A 16133-nucleotide genomic window follows, 5' to 3' on the forward strand; every position below is an offset into this window, starting at 1 on the left:
GCGGCAACCCCGGTATATTAGCAGTGCGTCTGCATTCGACCGGGGAAGTCGTTGTTGCCATGCCCAAGCTGTTGCCTGTCCGGCGCACCCTGCGTGCGCTTGCCATACTGCTGTCGCTGATCGCGTTGCCTGCGCTGGCGCAACGCCCGCTCGACGGGGCGCCGCGGATGGCCCAGGTCGAGCAGTGCAACGCGTTGCTCACCAGCGAACCGCAGGCCGCGCTGCAGCTTGCGCGCCGGTTGCTGGCCGGGCCGGCGTTGTCGACCTCGATGGAGATCGGTGCGGTGGGCTGCCTGGGCGCCGCCGCGCGGGCGCTGGGCCAGCTGGAACAGACCACCGAGCTGCCCGACCGCCTGCTGGCTGCGGCAGCACGCGCCGACGCCTCCCCCGCCGACCGCCAGCGTGCGCGCACCATCGCCGCGCACCTGCTGCTGTGGGGCGGCGAACGCGCCCGGGCGCTGAGCCTGACCGCCACCCTGCTGGACGAGGCGGTCCGCGAGCGCGACGCGCAGGGCCAGATCAGCGCACTGATGCAGATCGCGATGATCCGTGGCGACGCGATGGGCGATGCCGAAGGCGCGCTCACCTACCTGCACAAGGCCACCGTGCTCAGCGAGCACCTGCACCGCCCGCCCAATGCCGGCGACCTGATCCTGTATTACAACTACGGCTATGCGCTGCTGAACCTGCAGCGCCACGCGCAGGCCGCGGCCGCGTTCAAGCGTGCCGAAGCGATCGGCACCCGCTTGGCCGGGCAGGAACTGTTCCTCAACCGCATCGCCAGCCACCGCGCGGAGATCCAGCGCGTTGCCGGCCAGCTGGATGCGGCCGAAGCCGGCCTGCGCCGGGTGCTGGCCTGGCAGGCCGCGCAGGATCCGCAGGGCCAGGTGGTGACCCTGCAGCGCCTGGCCCGGGTGGCCGTAGACCGGGGCAACACCGCCGCGGCACTGCCACTGGCCGAACAGGCGCAGCGACTGGCGGTGGGCGGCCATTTCACCGAAGAGATCCGCAACGGGCTGGACCTGCTCGGCGACCTGCACACCCTGCTCGGCCACCGCGACCAGGCGCTCGAACTCACGCGCCAGGGCCGTGCGCTGGACAAGGCGCGCAACCAGGGCGAGACCCTGGGCCAGCTGGCGCGGCTGCAGGCCTCGGCCGAACGCAGCATCGATCCCGCACAGGTGAATGCCGAGCAGGATCTGGGCCGGGTGCGGGTGATCCGCAACAGCGCGGTGATCGCGCTGGTCGTGGTCGGTGCGCTGGCCACGGTGATCGTGCTGCGGCTGCACCGCCAGCGGCGCCAGCTGACCCTGCTCAGCCGCACCGACGCGGTCACCGGCCTGCTCAACCGGCGTGAGGCCGAGCGCCGGCTGGAGGAACGCAGCGCGCGCAGCGACGGCCACCACCGCAGCGCGCTGCTGCTGGTGGAACTGGATGACTTCAAGACCCTGAACGACCGCCACGGCCAGGCCGCCGGCGACCGCGTGCTGCACAGCGTGGCGCAGTGCCTGCAGGCCGCCTGCGACCGCCACGACCTGCTGGCACGCTGGGGCGGCGCGGCGTTCCTGGTGGCCCGCCACGACACGACTGCCGAAGCGGCGCAGGCACTGGCCAGCCACCTGCGGTTGGCGATCGAACGGCTGGTGGTGGAAGCCGGGCCGCAGCAGCACCTGACACTCACTGCCAGCGTGGGCGTAGCGCCGCTGCCGTTGTTCGCGGATGCGCCGGCGGTGGTGGAAGACAGTCTTCGTGCGGCCGACCGTGCGTTGCAGGGTGCGCGCCAGAGCGGACGCAATGCGTGGGCCGGCGTGTGGGGTGAACACAGCAGCGAGGCACCGCATCTGCATGCGGTGCTGGGCAATCCGGAAGCGGCGATGGCGGCCGGGTGGATCAGTCTGAGCGGCAGCCAGCCGATTCGCTGGTCGCCCTGACGCGCAGCCACGCAGGGCGTGGCTCTACCTGCGCCCCCCCCGGTGGACCGCGCCCAGCGCAGCCCCGCCGCGGTAGAGCCACGCCCTGCGTGGCTGCACATCAATGGCTACACGCTCAGCGCGCCACCTCGAAGCGCACTTCCACCCGCCGGTTCGGCAGCAGGCACTCCAGCAGCGCCGCACGCGGCTTCACGCCATCGCACTGCTGCACCTGCTGGGTATCGCCGCGGTACTCGTAGCGGATCTTGGCCGGGTCCAGCCCGCGGCCGATCAACAGCTCGCGCACCGTCTTCGCACGCCGCTCGGACAGCGCCTGGTTCGCGTCGAAGCCGCGGCCCTGCAGGCGATCGGCATGCCCGACCAGCACCACCGACTGCAGCTGCAGCGACTCGCTGCCGATGCTGGCCAGCGCGCGGTCGATGCTTTCCAGCGAATACGTGCGGATGTCGCGGTAGCCGTCGCGGTCGAATTCGAACAGCACGTTGGCCACCAGCGGGCCCGGTGCCACCGTCGATGCCACCGCGCACTGGCGCGCCTGCGCTTCGGCGTCGTTGACCAGCTCTTCGGCGATCTGGATGTACGGCTTGGAATGGCGCCACTGCTGCTGGTTGAACTCATTGCCGGCATGCACCAGCTCCACCTCGCCACACGCCACCTGCTGCGCGGCACAGGCGAAGCCCGGGCTGCCGTGCAGCACGCGCAGGCGCTGCCACAGGTCAACGCGGAGGTACTTGGCGTTGTTCACCAGCGGGGTGTCGGTCGGCAATGGGCTTGCCCCCTGCTCCATGCCGACGATCAGCCGCTCCGACTCGCCCAGTGCCGCCTGCGGAAAATCGCTGCGGTCGTTGCGGCTGTACTCGTGGAACGACACGTCCAGCCAGCACTGCGCCTTGGACAGGTGGTAGTCGCGGATCGGCCGGCCGCTGTCGTTGAGCGCCTGGATGCGCCCCTGGGTGGCCTCATACGTGGCGTGGTCGGCATGGATGGCTTCGTCGCTGATCCGCTGCTGCTGCGGCAGCAGCTGCGCGGTCTGCGCCGACGCGGCGCCGGCCAGCACGGTGAACAGGGCCGCGCCCAGCAACGGGCGTGCGGCGTGGAAGGTCATGGCGGTGTTTTTCATCAAGGTATCCTCAGCGTGCCGGGTCGCGGTAGCGGACGGGGTCCGGCCGGAAAAGGTCTTCGTCGAACTTGAAGCGCAGGCGCAGGAACACGCCCTGCTCGGTGTACTCGTAACCGTTGAGATCGCGGTCGCCGCTGAAACCGGTCCAGTTGTAACCAGCCGACAACCACAGGTTCTGGCGCAGCAGGCGGCCCACTTCCATGCCGTAGGCGTACTGGTTCGCACCGGTCTGGCCACGGAAGGTGGAGCCGAGTACGCCCACGTCCCAGTTCTCGGTGATGTCGTACACCACGCGGGCGGAGAACAGCATGGCGCGGAAGCGGCTGTTCACGCGTGCGCCGTCGGCGTAGGCGAACTGGTCCTGCTGCCACTTGCCGGCCACGCGCCCGGTGATCCACCAGGGCCGCGACGGATGCCAGTCGGCATGGGTCGAGACGATGTGCGCGCGGGTGCGCACGTCCTGGCTGCTGCCATCCACGGTGCTGCCGTCGGACAGGGTCAGTCCGCTTTCGTCGCGCTCGAGTTTGTACTCGTAGCGCGCCAGCGCGTTGATCCGGTTGCGGTCGGTGTCGCGGTAGGCCACGCCGAGCTGGAAGCGGTCCTGCAGCACATCGCCGCGCGCGTCGTAGCGCGTGCTCAGCAGGTAGTTGCGCGCCAGCAGGGTCCAGTCGCGGCTGAGCTTGCGGGCCAGCATGAACTGCAGCAGCGTGGTGTTGAACGCCTCGTTGGTCTCGGTGTCCGGGACGTCCTCGGAAATGCGGTGCTCGGCCCGGATCGCGCCGCGCCACAGCGGATTGGCCGCATAGTCCAGCGCCAGCGCCAGGCCGGTGCTGTCACCGGTGCTGCCGTCGATCACCTTCACGTGTTCGGCCGAGCTGGACAGGCGCATGCCTTCGCGGATGTCCCAGTTGTTGCGGATACCCGAGGCCGCCTGCACGTCGCGGCCACTGATCGCGTCGCGCAGCCGGTATTCGCTGAAGGTCTGGGTATCGCGCAGGTAACTGCTGTCGATACCGAACACCAGCGCGTCGGCCTCGCGGTCGGTGGTGGTGATGCCGTAGGCGCTGGTCAGGCCGGTCTGCTTTTCATAGCGGCCGTACAGGCGGCTGCGCTCGAACACCTGGTAGTCCAGGCCGGCGGCCAGGCGCCGGCGGTCTTCGCCGCTGACGCTGTGTTCGATCTCGGCACCGCTGCTGAGCTTGTCGCTCAGGCGGTAGCCCAGGCCGAAACGGGCGCTGTCCGATTCCAGCTCGGTGCCCACCGGCAGGTCGCTGGTGATCGGGCTGCCGGTGTTGCTGCCGTTGATCACCATCAGCCCGGTGGCCGGGTCCAGCGCCTGCTGGCCGTAGCCGAGCGCGCCGCCACCGGCACCGGTGGCGAAGCCGCCGGTGAGGCCGCCGGCGTTGCCGAACGGCACCCCGGACGACCACGGCGAGGTCACGCCGATGGTCTCGCGGATGCTGCGCACGCCCAGGTCCACGGTGAGCCGTTCGGTGGCACCGATGCGCACACCGGCGCCGCCGGCGTCGCGCTTGCCGCCGTCCGGGTTGCGGTCCTCGCTGCGCAGGCCTTCCACGTACAGCTCCAGGCGCGGCCCAAGCTGATAGGCCACGCGGGCGTTGTACTCACCACGCCCGCCGTACAGCGGCGCGGCCGGGTTGTTGAACGCCGGGTCGGTGCGCGCCGCGAACAGGCGCGCGTCCAGCTTGCCGGCCGCATGTGCGAACTCCACCCGCCATGCATCGCCCTCCACGTCGCCGGTGATGTCCTTCAAGCCCTGCGAGGTGATCTGGTTGATCGAGTTGGTGTTCACTTCGCTCCGGGTGCGCGCGAACTCGGCCACCAGCAGGGTGTTGTCGCCGAACCGGTAGCTGGCATTGGCGCTGCCCATGCGGAATTCCGCATACGGGTTGCGGTCGTCCACCACGGCCGCGCCCACTTCCATGCGCGGGGTCAGCTTGACCTGCGCGTCGGCACCGCCCACCCAGAACGTCTCGGTGTCCTGGTCCAGTTCATAGGTGATGCGCAGCGAGACCGGGTTGAGGTCGCTGTCGAACGCCGGCAGGAACTGGTTGAGCAGGATGCGGCCGGAGAACGGCTCGAAGCTGTAGTCCACCAGCCGCGCCAGCGGCCGCACCGAGACGATGCGGGTGGGCTGGTTGCGGTCGCGCACGATCACTTCGACCCGCTCGCTGCCTTCCAGCACCGCGTTGTTGCGCAGCGCATACGGGCCGCTGCCCTGGCTGCGGAACTCCTCGATCACCTGGCGCAGGGAGTCTTCGATGGCGAACACATTGCTGCGCACGCGCTCGCTTTCAAAATGCCAGCCCAGCCCGGTGGCGGTGCGGTTGTACGTGCCCAGGCTGCGCTGCGGGATCGGCCCGCTGCCGCCGATGCCGGTGGACGTCGCCAGGCCGTCGCCGGTCTGGAAGTCGCCGTACAGCAGGTAGCTGCGCTTGTTGTCGATACGCACGTACAGGCGCTCGGCCGAACGCGCGTCGAAGCCGCGCAGCGCGGAGTCGCCGTACACCGGATAGAACTCTTCCGGCTGGATGTCGCGCAGCAGGCGGCCGCGGGTGTCCTTGTCCGAATCGTAGGCGGCGGTCAGCAGCGCGTCGCCCTTGATCCGGCCCTTCACGAAGAACGCAGTGCGCGCAGCGGCATTCGCCTTGCCGTTGTTGAACTGACGCTCCCAGCGGCGGATGTCGCGGTCGAACGCGTCGTGGTGTTCCACCGGCGAAACCAGCCCGCCATTGCCCTTGCGGCGGAAGTTGACCACGCCTTCGATCAGGCCGGTGGCGATCATCTCGCGCATTTCCGGCACGAAGCCGATGCTGCCCTGCGCGGTTTCGCTGCCGGCGGTCACGCGCAGCAGCACGTCCTGCGGCTCATGCGGGGCCAGCAGGTCGAACTCGGCCACGCCGTCCACCACCTGCAGCTGCACGCCCGGGGCCACTTTGTCGGCATCCAGCGCGCCCGGTCCAAGTTCGTCGGTGCGCGAGCCCGGCAGGCGGATCCGGCCGCCGCTGTTTTCAAGGGTGGCGTAGGTGGTGCCGCTGAGCGGCAGCCCGGCGGCATCGAGCAGCTGCACGCGCACGTGCACCGCGCTCTGGCCGTCGGCCGGCACGCCGTCGCGGTCCAGTTCGACCACGATCCGGTCCAGCACGCCGGACGGCGTCGCGCGCAGCGCCACCGGCGCGGCGTCAACGCTGGCCGGGCTACGCGGGTACAGCGTGCTGGCGTCGCCCAGCACCGGGGTGAACCGGCTCGGCGTGCCCACGCTCTGCGCCATCGCGGGCAGGGTGGCCAGCGCACAGGCGAGCAGGCTCAGGCGGGGCAGCCGGTGCAGTACGGGGGCGCGGCTCATGGCTGGCCCTCCGTCGCGGTGCCGGCAGCGGGCGGGTTGGCTCGGGGTTGCACGATCGGTCTCTGGTTGGCCGTGTCGGTCGCTTGTTGCGGCGCCCGCGCGGGTTTGCTTTCAAAGCGCAGCGGCGCCTGGCCCGGTTCGGTTTCCGGTGCGCGCACCTCGCCCTGGGTGCGGCGGGCCTTGACCTGCTCCAGCACCGGGTTGGCACAGCTGCCCTCGATGAAGTCGGCGCGGTGCAGCTCACCGTTCTTCAGGTCCAGGAACAGGCTGTCGGCGTCGCCCAGGTTGCGGTTGCTGCTGGTGGTCAGGCGCGCGCCCACCGGCAGCGTGCTGGCGTCCACCTTCAGGGTGTGGCTCTGCGGCGGCAGGCCGCAGAAGCTGTACTTGCCTTCCGAATCGCTGATCACCCAGGTGCCGTCGGAGAAGTACAGGCGCACGCCCGGAATGCCGAGCTCTTCGCGGTCCTGCAGGTGGTTGTTGTTGCAGTCCATGAACACCTTGCCGAGCACGCAGGCCTGTTCGGTGAACACGCCACCGGTGACGCGCACGCGGTACTCGGCACGGTTGGAGGCCAGCGAACCGGGCAGCGGGGCGATCGCAGTGGTGTCGATGCAACCGCCGCTGATCGAACAGCCGAATGCCTGCGCGCGGTTGATGCCATCGCCCTGCTGCGCACCCACGCCCACGCGGACCCGGTAGGTCAGCACGATCTGGCCGCCGACGTTGATCGGGCCCAGCGCAAAGCCCAGCAGCGGGCCCGGGCGGCCGGCAGGATCGGGTAGCGCGCGTCCGTCGGCACGCGCGGTGCCGTCGATGTAGGTGAAGCCACGCGGCAGGCGGTCGACCACGTTCAACGCGCCAAGCGCGCTGCCGGCAGTCTGGCGCACGGTGATGGTGTACTGCACGGTGTCGCCGATCTCCGCGGTCTGGCGGTCGCCGGTCTTGGTGATCGCCAGGCCGGTGGCCACCGCGGTGTCCAGCGGCAGGTGGTTGTGCACGATCGCCGCCGTGGCCGAACCGGCAAACAGGGTCAGGTAGTACTCGGTCGCCGTGCCCACCGCGCCGGTTGGCGCCTGGGTATTGGCCTGCACCACATGGTTGGCGCCTGCCCCACCGGCCGGCGACAGCGCGCTGGCCTGCGGCGGGATCATGGTCGACACGAAGGTGTAGCCACCCGGCGGGGTCACCGTCAGCTGGAACTCGCAGCGGGCCGGCGCGCCCGGACCGAACGCGAACTGGTAGAAGCCTTCGCTGCCCACCGTCATCGCGATGCTGCTGCCTTCGATGCGGTAGCCGCCACCGGCCGCGTTGAGCACGCCGGTACGCGGGTCGTAGCCGCTGCACAGGCCCACCGGGGCCAGGGTCACGATCGAGCCCGGCACCGGGTCGCGGGTGGTGGCGTCGTACACCACGCCCGACGGGTCCACCGGCAGGCTCTGCTGCGGCAGGTGCTGGCCGGCGCGCAACACCACCTCCAGCTGGCTGGTGGCGTTGTCGGTGGTGACGCAGGCACTGACCCCACCGCGCGCGATGGCGGCCTCGGCATCGCAGGGTTCCTGCACGCCAGCGGCGGTTTCGCGGGTGACCGGGAACGGCCACAGCACGGTCGAACGTGGGTCGCGGAAGCGGATGTTCCACTTCACGCCGGGCACCACGTCACCGAAGCGGTAGCTGCCGTCGGCGGCGCTGGTGGTGCTCTTCACCACCTGGCCGTTGGCCGGGTCGACCAGCTCGACGGTCCAGGCCGACAGGCGACGGTCGCCGCCGTCGAGCAGCTGGTCGTCGCTGCCGATGTCGAACCACACCGTGCCGCCGACCGACGCGGCCAGCTGCACGCTGTTGGGCACGCGGCAGGCGTTGTGGATGATGCCGTCCACGCACGCTGGCAGGTCGCCGACCTCGCCGTCGAACGCGGCACGCTCGGCCGGCGTCGGGGCGCGGAACGGGTTCTCGCCGCCGCCTTCCACCAGCACTGCGTTGTTCACCGTGCCGGCCTCGGCCGCTGCGGCGCTGACGCGCACCTGCACCGCAATGGTGTCGGGCGAGATCGCACCGGCCGCCAGCACGCGCTGGCTGCTGCAGCTGAAGCGGGTGGCGCCGGCGTCGCCGGTGCAGGTCCAGCCGGTACCCACCGGCGTGCCGTCCAGGCTCAGCCCGGTCGGCAGGCGGTCGTGCACCACGTACTCGCCGCGGCTCGGCTGCTGCCCGGCGTTGCGCACCTGGATGGTGTAGCCGGCCACGTTGTTGACCGTGAAGCGGGTGCTGGTCGAGGCCTTGCGGACCATCAGGTCGGGCGAGTCGCCGATCTCACCGAAGTTGTACTCCAGCGCGTCCACGCCCAGCGGCAGCACGATCTGGCTGATCGCCGAGGGCACGCTGCTGCGGTCGGTGACCACGCCGACACTGGCACCGCTCACGGTGCCCGCGCTGGTGATGCCGTTGAGCGTCTGCGGCGGCTGGGTCGGCTCGGTCACCGTGTAGGTGCCCGGACGCAGGCCTTCGAAGCGGTAGCGGCCTTCAGCATCGGTGGTCAGGGTGGCGTTGACCGGCTGACCGAGGTCATCGGTGCCGGTGAGCACTACGCTGACGCCGGCAATGCCGCCTTCGCCGCTGTCGACCACGCCGTTGTCATTGCTGTCGTTGTAGACGCGGCCGGCAATGCTGGCGGTCGGAATCTCACCGAAGTTGTTGTTGATCGACTGCTGGTTGACGCCCAGCACCACCGCGCTGATCTGCGAGGGCGCGGTGCCCGGCGCGGTCACGCTGCCACCGGTGCTGCCGGCCACGGTGCGGCCGTCACGGGTGCCGGTCGGCTGCTCCGGCTCGGTCACCACATAGGTGCCGGGCGGCAGCTCGGCAAAGCTGTAGCTGCCGTCGGCGTCGGTCACGGTGTCGCGGCTGATCGCATTGCCGGCCAGGTCGGTGCCGGCCAGGGTGACGCGCACATTGGCCAGGCCGGTTTCACCCGGATCGACCACCCCGTCGTTGTTGCGGTCGGTCCAGACCTTGCCGCTGATGCCGCTGTTGAGCGGAATCTCACCGAACAGGTTGTCCACCGAGGCGCTGCCCGGGGTGGTCAGGTCGATGCTGCTGATCCGGCTGGGCACGCTGGTGATCGGCGTGGCGGTGCCACGGCTGACCCCCCCGACGGTGCCGGCGGTGGTGATGCCGTTGCTGGTACCGGCCGGCTGCTGAGGCTCGGTCACGGTGTAGGTGCCCGGGCGCAGCGTGTCGAAGGCGAAACGGCCATCGGCGTCGGTCTGCACGCTCAGGCTGACGCTGGCGCCGGTGTCGTCGGTGCCGGTGAGCTCGAGGGTCACGCTTTCGATGCCGGTCTCGGCAGCGCCGTTGCGCGCGCCGTCGTTGTCCACGTCGAAGAACACCGTGCCGGCGATCGACACCGGCAGGATTTCGGCGAAGTCCTGCTGTACCGCGTGCTTGCCGGCCGGCAGCACGATCGCGCTGATCGCACTGGGCACGGTGGCCACGGTCGACGCCACGCCCGCCGCGGCACCGTCGACGGTGCCAGCGTGGGTGATGCCGTTGATGGTTGCCGTGCCGTTGAACAGCGGCTGCGCGGCCTGCTCGGTCACCGTGTAGGTGCCGGCCAGCAGGTGTTCGAAGCTGTAGCGGCCGTCGGCGTCGGTCAGTGCGGTGGTCACCGCATTGCCCAGCGCATCCACGCTGCCGGCGGGAAGCTGCAGCTGCACGCCGGGCAGGCCGGGTTCGCCCGCGTCCTGCACACCGTTGTTGTTGCGGTCCAGGAACACCGTTCCCGACAGCGAACCGGCCAGTTCGCCGAAGTCGTTGCCGCTGGCGCCAGCCGCCGGCAGGTTGCTGATGGTGATGACGTTGCCCGGCTGTTCGCGGCCTTCGCCCAGCCCGGTCGGCTGGGTTTCAGTGATGCGGTAGTCCTGCCCCGCCACGGCGCCCGGGTAGGTGTACTGGCCGTCGCTGTTGGTGACCAGGGTCACCGTGGTGTCGTCCGGGGTGCCGAAGATGCCGTCGTTGCCGGCGCCCACGATCACGACCTGCGCGCCCGGAATGCCGATGTCACCGGCGTTGTTGTCGCCGTCATCGTTGCGGTCCAGGTACACAGTGCCGCTGATCGGCGCATTGGCCAGCTCGCCGAACAGGTAGCCGGTGGCGTCCTGGCCGGCGCTGATGACGATGCCCGAGATCACGTTGGCCACCGCAGTGGTGCCCGGGGTGGCGGCATTGCCCACCGTGTGCTTGCCGTCCAGGTAACCGGCCGGCTGGGTTTCGGTCAGCGTGTAGCTGCTGCCCGCCTGCGGCGGCAGCAGGTCGGCGAAGCGGTAGGCACCGCTGCCGTCGGTAGTGGTGGTCAGCGAGACCGGGTTGCCGAGTACGTCGGTGCCGGCCAGCGTTACGGTGACGTTGGCGATGGCATTCTCGCCCGCGTCCCGGCGGCCGTTGTTGTTGTTGGCCGCGACGTTGGAGAAGTCTTCATAGACCGAACCGCTGAGCGCACCCAGCGTCTCGCCGAAGTCATTGCCGGTGGAGCCGGTCAGCGCCAGCGCGTTGACCGTGATGCTGTTCGACGCGTTCTCGGCCGCGTTGGCATAGCCCTGCGGCTGGGTCTCGCTGATGCGGTAGTTCTGCCCGACCACCAGTGCATCGAATTCGTACCGGCCCTGTGCATCAGTCTGCACGGTGACCGGCGCAAGGTCGTCGCCGTTGCCGAACACGCCATCGGCGCCGGCTCCGGTGAGGGTGACGGTCACGCCCTGCAGGCCGCCGTTGGGCTGCGAGTTGCGGGTCCCCGCATCGCCGGCATCGAAATCGCCGTTGCCATTGCGGTCCAGGTACACGTGGCCGGAGATCGCGGTGATCGCGTCCTCGCCGAAGTTGAAGGCGGTGCCGTCGTCGCCGCGCGACAGGTCGATGTTGCTGATCCGGTCGGTGGTGGCGGCATCGCCCGAGGCACCGGTGGCGACCGTGCAGCCCACGCAGGCCGCGCCGCCCACCTGGCCCGGGTTGATCGCGCTCGGGCGGTTGCGGTAGCTGCCGGTCGGCAGCACCTCGCGCAGGGTGTATGCGGTCAGCGGGTCCAGCGCTGCGAAGCTGTAGCCGCCGTCGCTGCCGGTGGTGGCGGTCGCCAGCACCACGCCTGCGGCATCCAGCAGTTCCACCGTGGCATTGGCGATCGGCGCGTCACCGCTGTTGCGGGTGTTGCTGTAGTTGCTGTCCACGTACACGAAGCCGGACAGCGCCACGCGCCGCACTTCCGGGAAGTTGTAGCGCACCGCGTCCACGCCCGCGCCCAGCGCGATGCCGGTGTACAGCGAATTGGCACTGAGGACCGGGTCGACCACGGCAAACGTGCCACCGGCCGACGGGGCCAGTGCGCCGCTGGCTGGCGGTGCGACCGGGCCGTTGACGTAGGTGGTCGGCTGCACCTGGTTCACGGTGTAGCCGCTCGCACCGGCCGGGGCCAGGTTGTCGAAGCGGTACGCACCGTTCGTGTCGGTAGTGGTGGTCTGCGTCACCGTGTTGCCATAGGCATCCTGCCCGGACAGGCGCACTTCCACGCCCGGGATCGCCTGCTCGCCGGCCTGCTGGGTGCCGCCGTTGGCGCCGCTGCGGTCGCGGTCCTGGAACACCACGCCGGTGAGCGAGGAGCGCACCACGGTGTGGGTGCTGGTGCTCTCGTCATTGCCGGGGTTCGGGTCTACCTGGTCGCTGGTGGCGCGCGCGGTGTTGCTGCCGGCGCCGCTGGGCGGCAGCGAGGTCCAGCGCGCCGGCACCAGCACGCGGGTGCGGCCGGCCAGGGTGCAGTTGCCCATGCCATTGCTGACCACGCCGGCGTCGGCGGTGTTGCCGACCTTCTGCCAAGTGACGGCCTCGGCGCCGCCGATCACTTCCAGCTGCGCCGGCAGGGTGTCGGTGACCACGACGCCGTCGCCGCGCTGCGGGCTGTTGCCGCTGCGGTCGCGCGACAGGCTGTGGCCCGGGCCGTTGTTGACCACGTCCAGCACGTACCAGAACGGCTGGCGCAGGCTGATGCTGGTCGCGGCCGCCGGCAGCGGCTGGGTCGGGTCGGCGTTCGGCGCAGCCACCACGCTGGTCTTGGTCATGGCCAGGTCGGCGCGGGTGCGGATGCTGGTTTCCTGCACCGCCGTGTTGTTGCTGCTGTCGCGCTCGGTTTCGGCCGAACGCGCGGTGACCGAGTTCAGCAGCGTGGCGCCGGTCGCCGGCGGCGACGCCAGGTACTGGTAGACCAGGTACAGGTAGCTGGTCTGCCCCGCTGCGATCACGCCCTGTTCGGTGGTGGACACGCCGATGCTCGGCATGGTGCACGACAGCGTCTGCGGCGCCGTGGTCGGGTTGCTGCTGCCCGGGGCCACGGTGCAGCGGTCGCCCGGCGCTTCCAGCGTCCCCTGCGGCGTGGTGCTGGTGCCGGTGCGGCTGCCGACGAAGCGTACGTCGGCGCCGGCTGCCGGGGTGATGGTGTCTTCGATTAGGGTGCGGGTGGACAGCGACGGGCCGTCATTGCGCACGCTGACCTGATAGAGGATGTAGTTGTTGGCTTCCTGCCCCGGGCGCGAATCGAAGCCCAGCGGATCCACCGCGCCCACGAAGTTCTGGTCGATCTTGTTGACGATCAGGTCTACTTCACCGGCGGTGAAGTCGAGCACCGCATTGCGGGTGTCATCGCTGGTGGTGCTGTTGTAGTTGTAGCTGACCCCGTTGCCGAGCGTGCCGCTGGCCGGATCTTCGGTGCCGTCGTTGTTGAGATCGAAATGGAAGCTGCCGACGTTGGTGAACTGTCGGCCGGTGTTGCCGCTGTTGACGTTCGGGCGGATCACCACCGTCATGGTCTGGGTGGAATTGTTGGCCATGTCCAGCGGGGCGCAGGTCAGGCGCAGCGTGGCCGGCGCGCCGCCGGTGTTGAACCACGAGGTGCCGCCGGGTGCGGACGCCGAATTGATCGTGCCGTCCTGACGGGTCACGCTGCAGGCGGTGTTGCCGGTGCCGGTGCGTACCGCCGAGACCAGCACGAAGCCAGCGTCGTTGGCCGGCAGGGTGAAGGTGTCGTTGAACACCACGCCACGCGCCATCGACGGGCCGCGATTCTGGTAGGTGATGCGGTAGGTGGTGTTGACGCCGGCGCGGCCGGGGCTGCCCGAGGTGATGTCCTTGGCGGTGGTGGCGACGTTGGCCACCGGGTCGATCTGCACCCAGTCCTGGGCGCTGTTGTTGCTCGCGTCCGCTTCGCCGATCGAGCCGGAGACACTCGGGTCCACGCTCACGCCGGCGGTGTTGCAGAAGCGACCGGCCTGCAGCGGCTGCCCGGCGCAGGTGCCTGCAGCCTGGCTCTGGCTGTCGAACAGCCCGCGGTTGACGGTGAAGGCAATCGTGGCGGTGGCGTTGGTCGCCAGCGCGGTGCTGCCGGAGCGGCAGATCCAGGCGCTGCCGCTCAGGCCGCAGCTCCAGCCGGCCGGGGTGGTGATCGGGGTGACCGTGGTCGAACCGGTGACGAAGCCCGGGATCGGGTCGTTCATCACCACGCCGGTGGTGGCCGCGCCGCTGTTGGTGATCTGCAGGGTGTAGCTCACCGAGCCATCCGCATCGCGGACGATGTTGTCGGCGTCGCCAGCGGCGTTGGTGCGCTTGGTGATCGACAGGTCCGCACGCGCGTCCGTGGCGCGGCTGCTGCCCCCGGTGCAGTCGTTGGTGGTGTTCGGATCCAGGTTGATGGCGCCGGCAGTGGTCGGCTCGGCCGAACCGCCGCTGCCGCCGGTGCACGCGGTGTTGCCCAGCGTGCCCTGCAGGCGCGCCAGCGTGTACAGCGTGAGCGCAGCAGAATTGGCATTGACCGCAACCGGGTAGCCGCCGGTCTGGGTGCAGGTCACCACCTGGGAGGCCGTACCGTTCCAGGCGCGGTCGACGCTGCAGGTGAAGCCGCCTGCGGTGATCGGTGTGTTCGCCGCATACGGCTGACCCGTGGCATCCACCCACTCCTCGCCCACGGCGAGCGTGTCCACCAGTTGCAGGTTGCCGGTGACCGTGCGCGGCCCCAGGTTCTGCGCGCGCAGCGTGGAGGTCATCACGCTGTCGGTGCGCACGCCGGTGCCATTCCACACCGGCACCAGGGGCGGGGTCTTGTTCTTGCTCATGCGCAGGTCGGCGCCGTCGGGAATGACGGTCAGGCCGACGCTGCCGGTGTTGTTGGCGGGCACCGGGTCCGGCGTGGTGGCGCTGATCTGCGCGCTGTTGACCACCGTACCGCTGCTGTTGGTGCCGGTGGACGGCACCTGCGCGGTGATGGTGATGACGGCCTGCGCGCCCGGTGCGAAGTTGCCGGCCAAGGTGCAGGTGCGCACGTCGCTGGCCGCGTTGCTGGTGCAGGTCCAACCCGCCGGGGCATTGCCGCCGGTGATCGTGAAGCCTTCCGGCATCGGGTCGGTGATCGACACGCCGGTGGCCGGGCTCGGCCCGTCGTTGCGCGCGGTCAGCGTATAGGTCACCACCGAACCGGCGGCCGCCGGCGCCGGCGACACCGACTTGGAGAGCAGCAGGTCGGCACCGGCGGTCACCGCCGTGCTCACCTGCGCGGCGTTGTTGTCCGGAATTGCATCGGGCACGTTGCCGGCGTTGACCACCGCCGAATTGACGATGTTGCCGGTGCCCACGTTGACCTTGCCGCGGAACGAATAGCTGGTGCTGGCGCCCACCGCGAGGGTGCCGTTGTAGGTGCCGTTCTGCTGGGTGAACGACCAGTCCGCACCGGTCGGCACGCCGACCAGGGTGACGTTCGGCGGCAGCGTGTCGGCCACGCGGAAGCCGGTGGTCACGCTGGGGCCGTTGTTGCGCACGCTCAGGGTGTAGGTGATTTCGCCGCCGCCGATGACCGGGTTCGGGGTGCCGCTCTTGCTGAGCTCCAGATCGGCCGAGGCCTGGATGGTGGTGTTCTGGCTGGTGCGGTTGTTGGCAACGTTAGTGTCGCTGCCGAAGAACGGGTCGTTGCCCTGCAGGTTCTGGATCGGCGTGGTGTCCGGCGGCAGCGCGGCGGCAAAGCCGATCGCGGTGCGCACGGTGATGGTGGCCGGCTGCGACGCGGTGGTGGTCACCGGCAGCTTGAATTCGTACGGCGCGGTGGACGCGCTCAGGGTCGGGTTGGTGCAGCGCACGCGGGTGGTGCCGCTGGCGCCCGGGGAAGCGCTGCAGCCGGCCGGGGCGGTGCTGCCCAGCGCGGTACCGGCGGGCAGGTCGAACAGGGTCACGGTGCCGGTGGCGGTGTCGTTGGCGCCGTTCTCGACCTTGACGTTGTAGATCACCGTGGTGCCCGCCGGCACCGGGTCGTAGCCGGTGTCGGAGAAGTCGGTGATCTGCAGGTCGATCGCCAGCGCGGACAGCGGCGTTGCCAGCAGCAAAGCAGCTGCGCTGCGCTTCAGCACGGCGCGCCACGATGGCGCCTGCGCGCGCTCGAACGACGTCACCGCCGCGCAGCAGGCTGCGCGATCGCTATGGCTGGACATGTGTTTTCCCCTGTTCCGGTCGGTGCTGCGTTCACAGGGAACGAAGCACGATGCGCGTACAACGCAACCGGTACAGACGTCCCCTGTCTTATCGAACCCGAACCACAGGCGACAGACGTCGCCGGCGTATCCGGGCGGGGCGCATTGTGTTGGGCGCGGCCAGGCAAGTCAGTGCCGCCGGCTCACCCAGGCTCACACTTGCTCACATCCTG

4 protein-coding genes are annotated in these 16133 nt (G+C 70.0%); 1 reads left to right on the forward strand and 3 read right to left on the reverse strand.

Features of this window, described 5'->3' with window-relative positions; translation table 11 throughout:
- Positions 1-59 precede the first annotated feature (59 nt).
- The gene (locus PDM28_RS18875; protein WP_311183234.1) at positions 60-1931 is read left to right on the forward strand and encodes a tetratricopeptide repeat-containing diguanylate cyclase; all 1872 of its coding nucleotides are present in this window, start codon (positions 60-62) and stop codon (positions 1929-1931) included.
- A 115-nt stretch (positions 1932-2046) separates the two neighbouring features.
- Here the strand turns inward: PDM28_RS18875 and PDM28_RS18880 are convergent, their stop codons facing one another.
- Genes PDM28_RS18880 through PDM28_RS18890 form a run of 3 tightly spaced genes read right to left on the reverse strand, consistent with a single transcriptional unit; the run spans position 2047 to position 15921 of the window.
- Positions 2047-3051: an OmpA family protein gene (locus PDM28_RS18880; protein WP_311183235.1), complete on the reverse strand. Its 1005-nt coding sequence runs from the start codon at positions 3049-3051 to the stop codon at positions 2047-2049.
- 10 nt (positions 3052-3061) lie between these two features.
- Positions 3062-6418, reverse strand: a complete 3357-nt coding sequence (locus tag PDM28_RS18885; protein ID WP_311183236.1) for a hypothetical protein — start codon at positions 6416-6418, stop codon at positions 3062-3064.
- Positions 6415-15921 carry an SdrD B-like domain-containing protein gene (locus PDM28_RS18890; RefSeq protein WP_311183237.1) on the reverse strand — a complete coding sequence of 3169 codons (9507 nt, stop codon included), beginning with the start codon at positions 15919-15921 and terminating at the stop codon, positions 6415-6417. Before PDM28_RS18890 ends, PDM28_RS18885 begins: the two co-directional genes overlap by 4 nt.
- Between the last annotated feature and the right edge of the window lie 212 nt (positions 15922-16133).

The organism is Stenotrophomonas aracearum (genome assembly GCF_031834615.1).
GTDB classification, from domain to species: domain Bacteria; phylum Pseudomonadota; class Gammaproteobacteria; order Xanthomonadales; family Xanthomonadaceae; genus Stenotrophomonas; species Stenotrophomonas aracearum.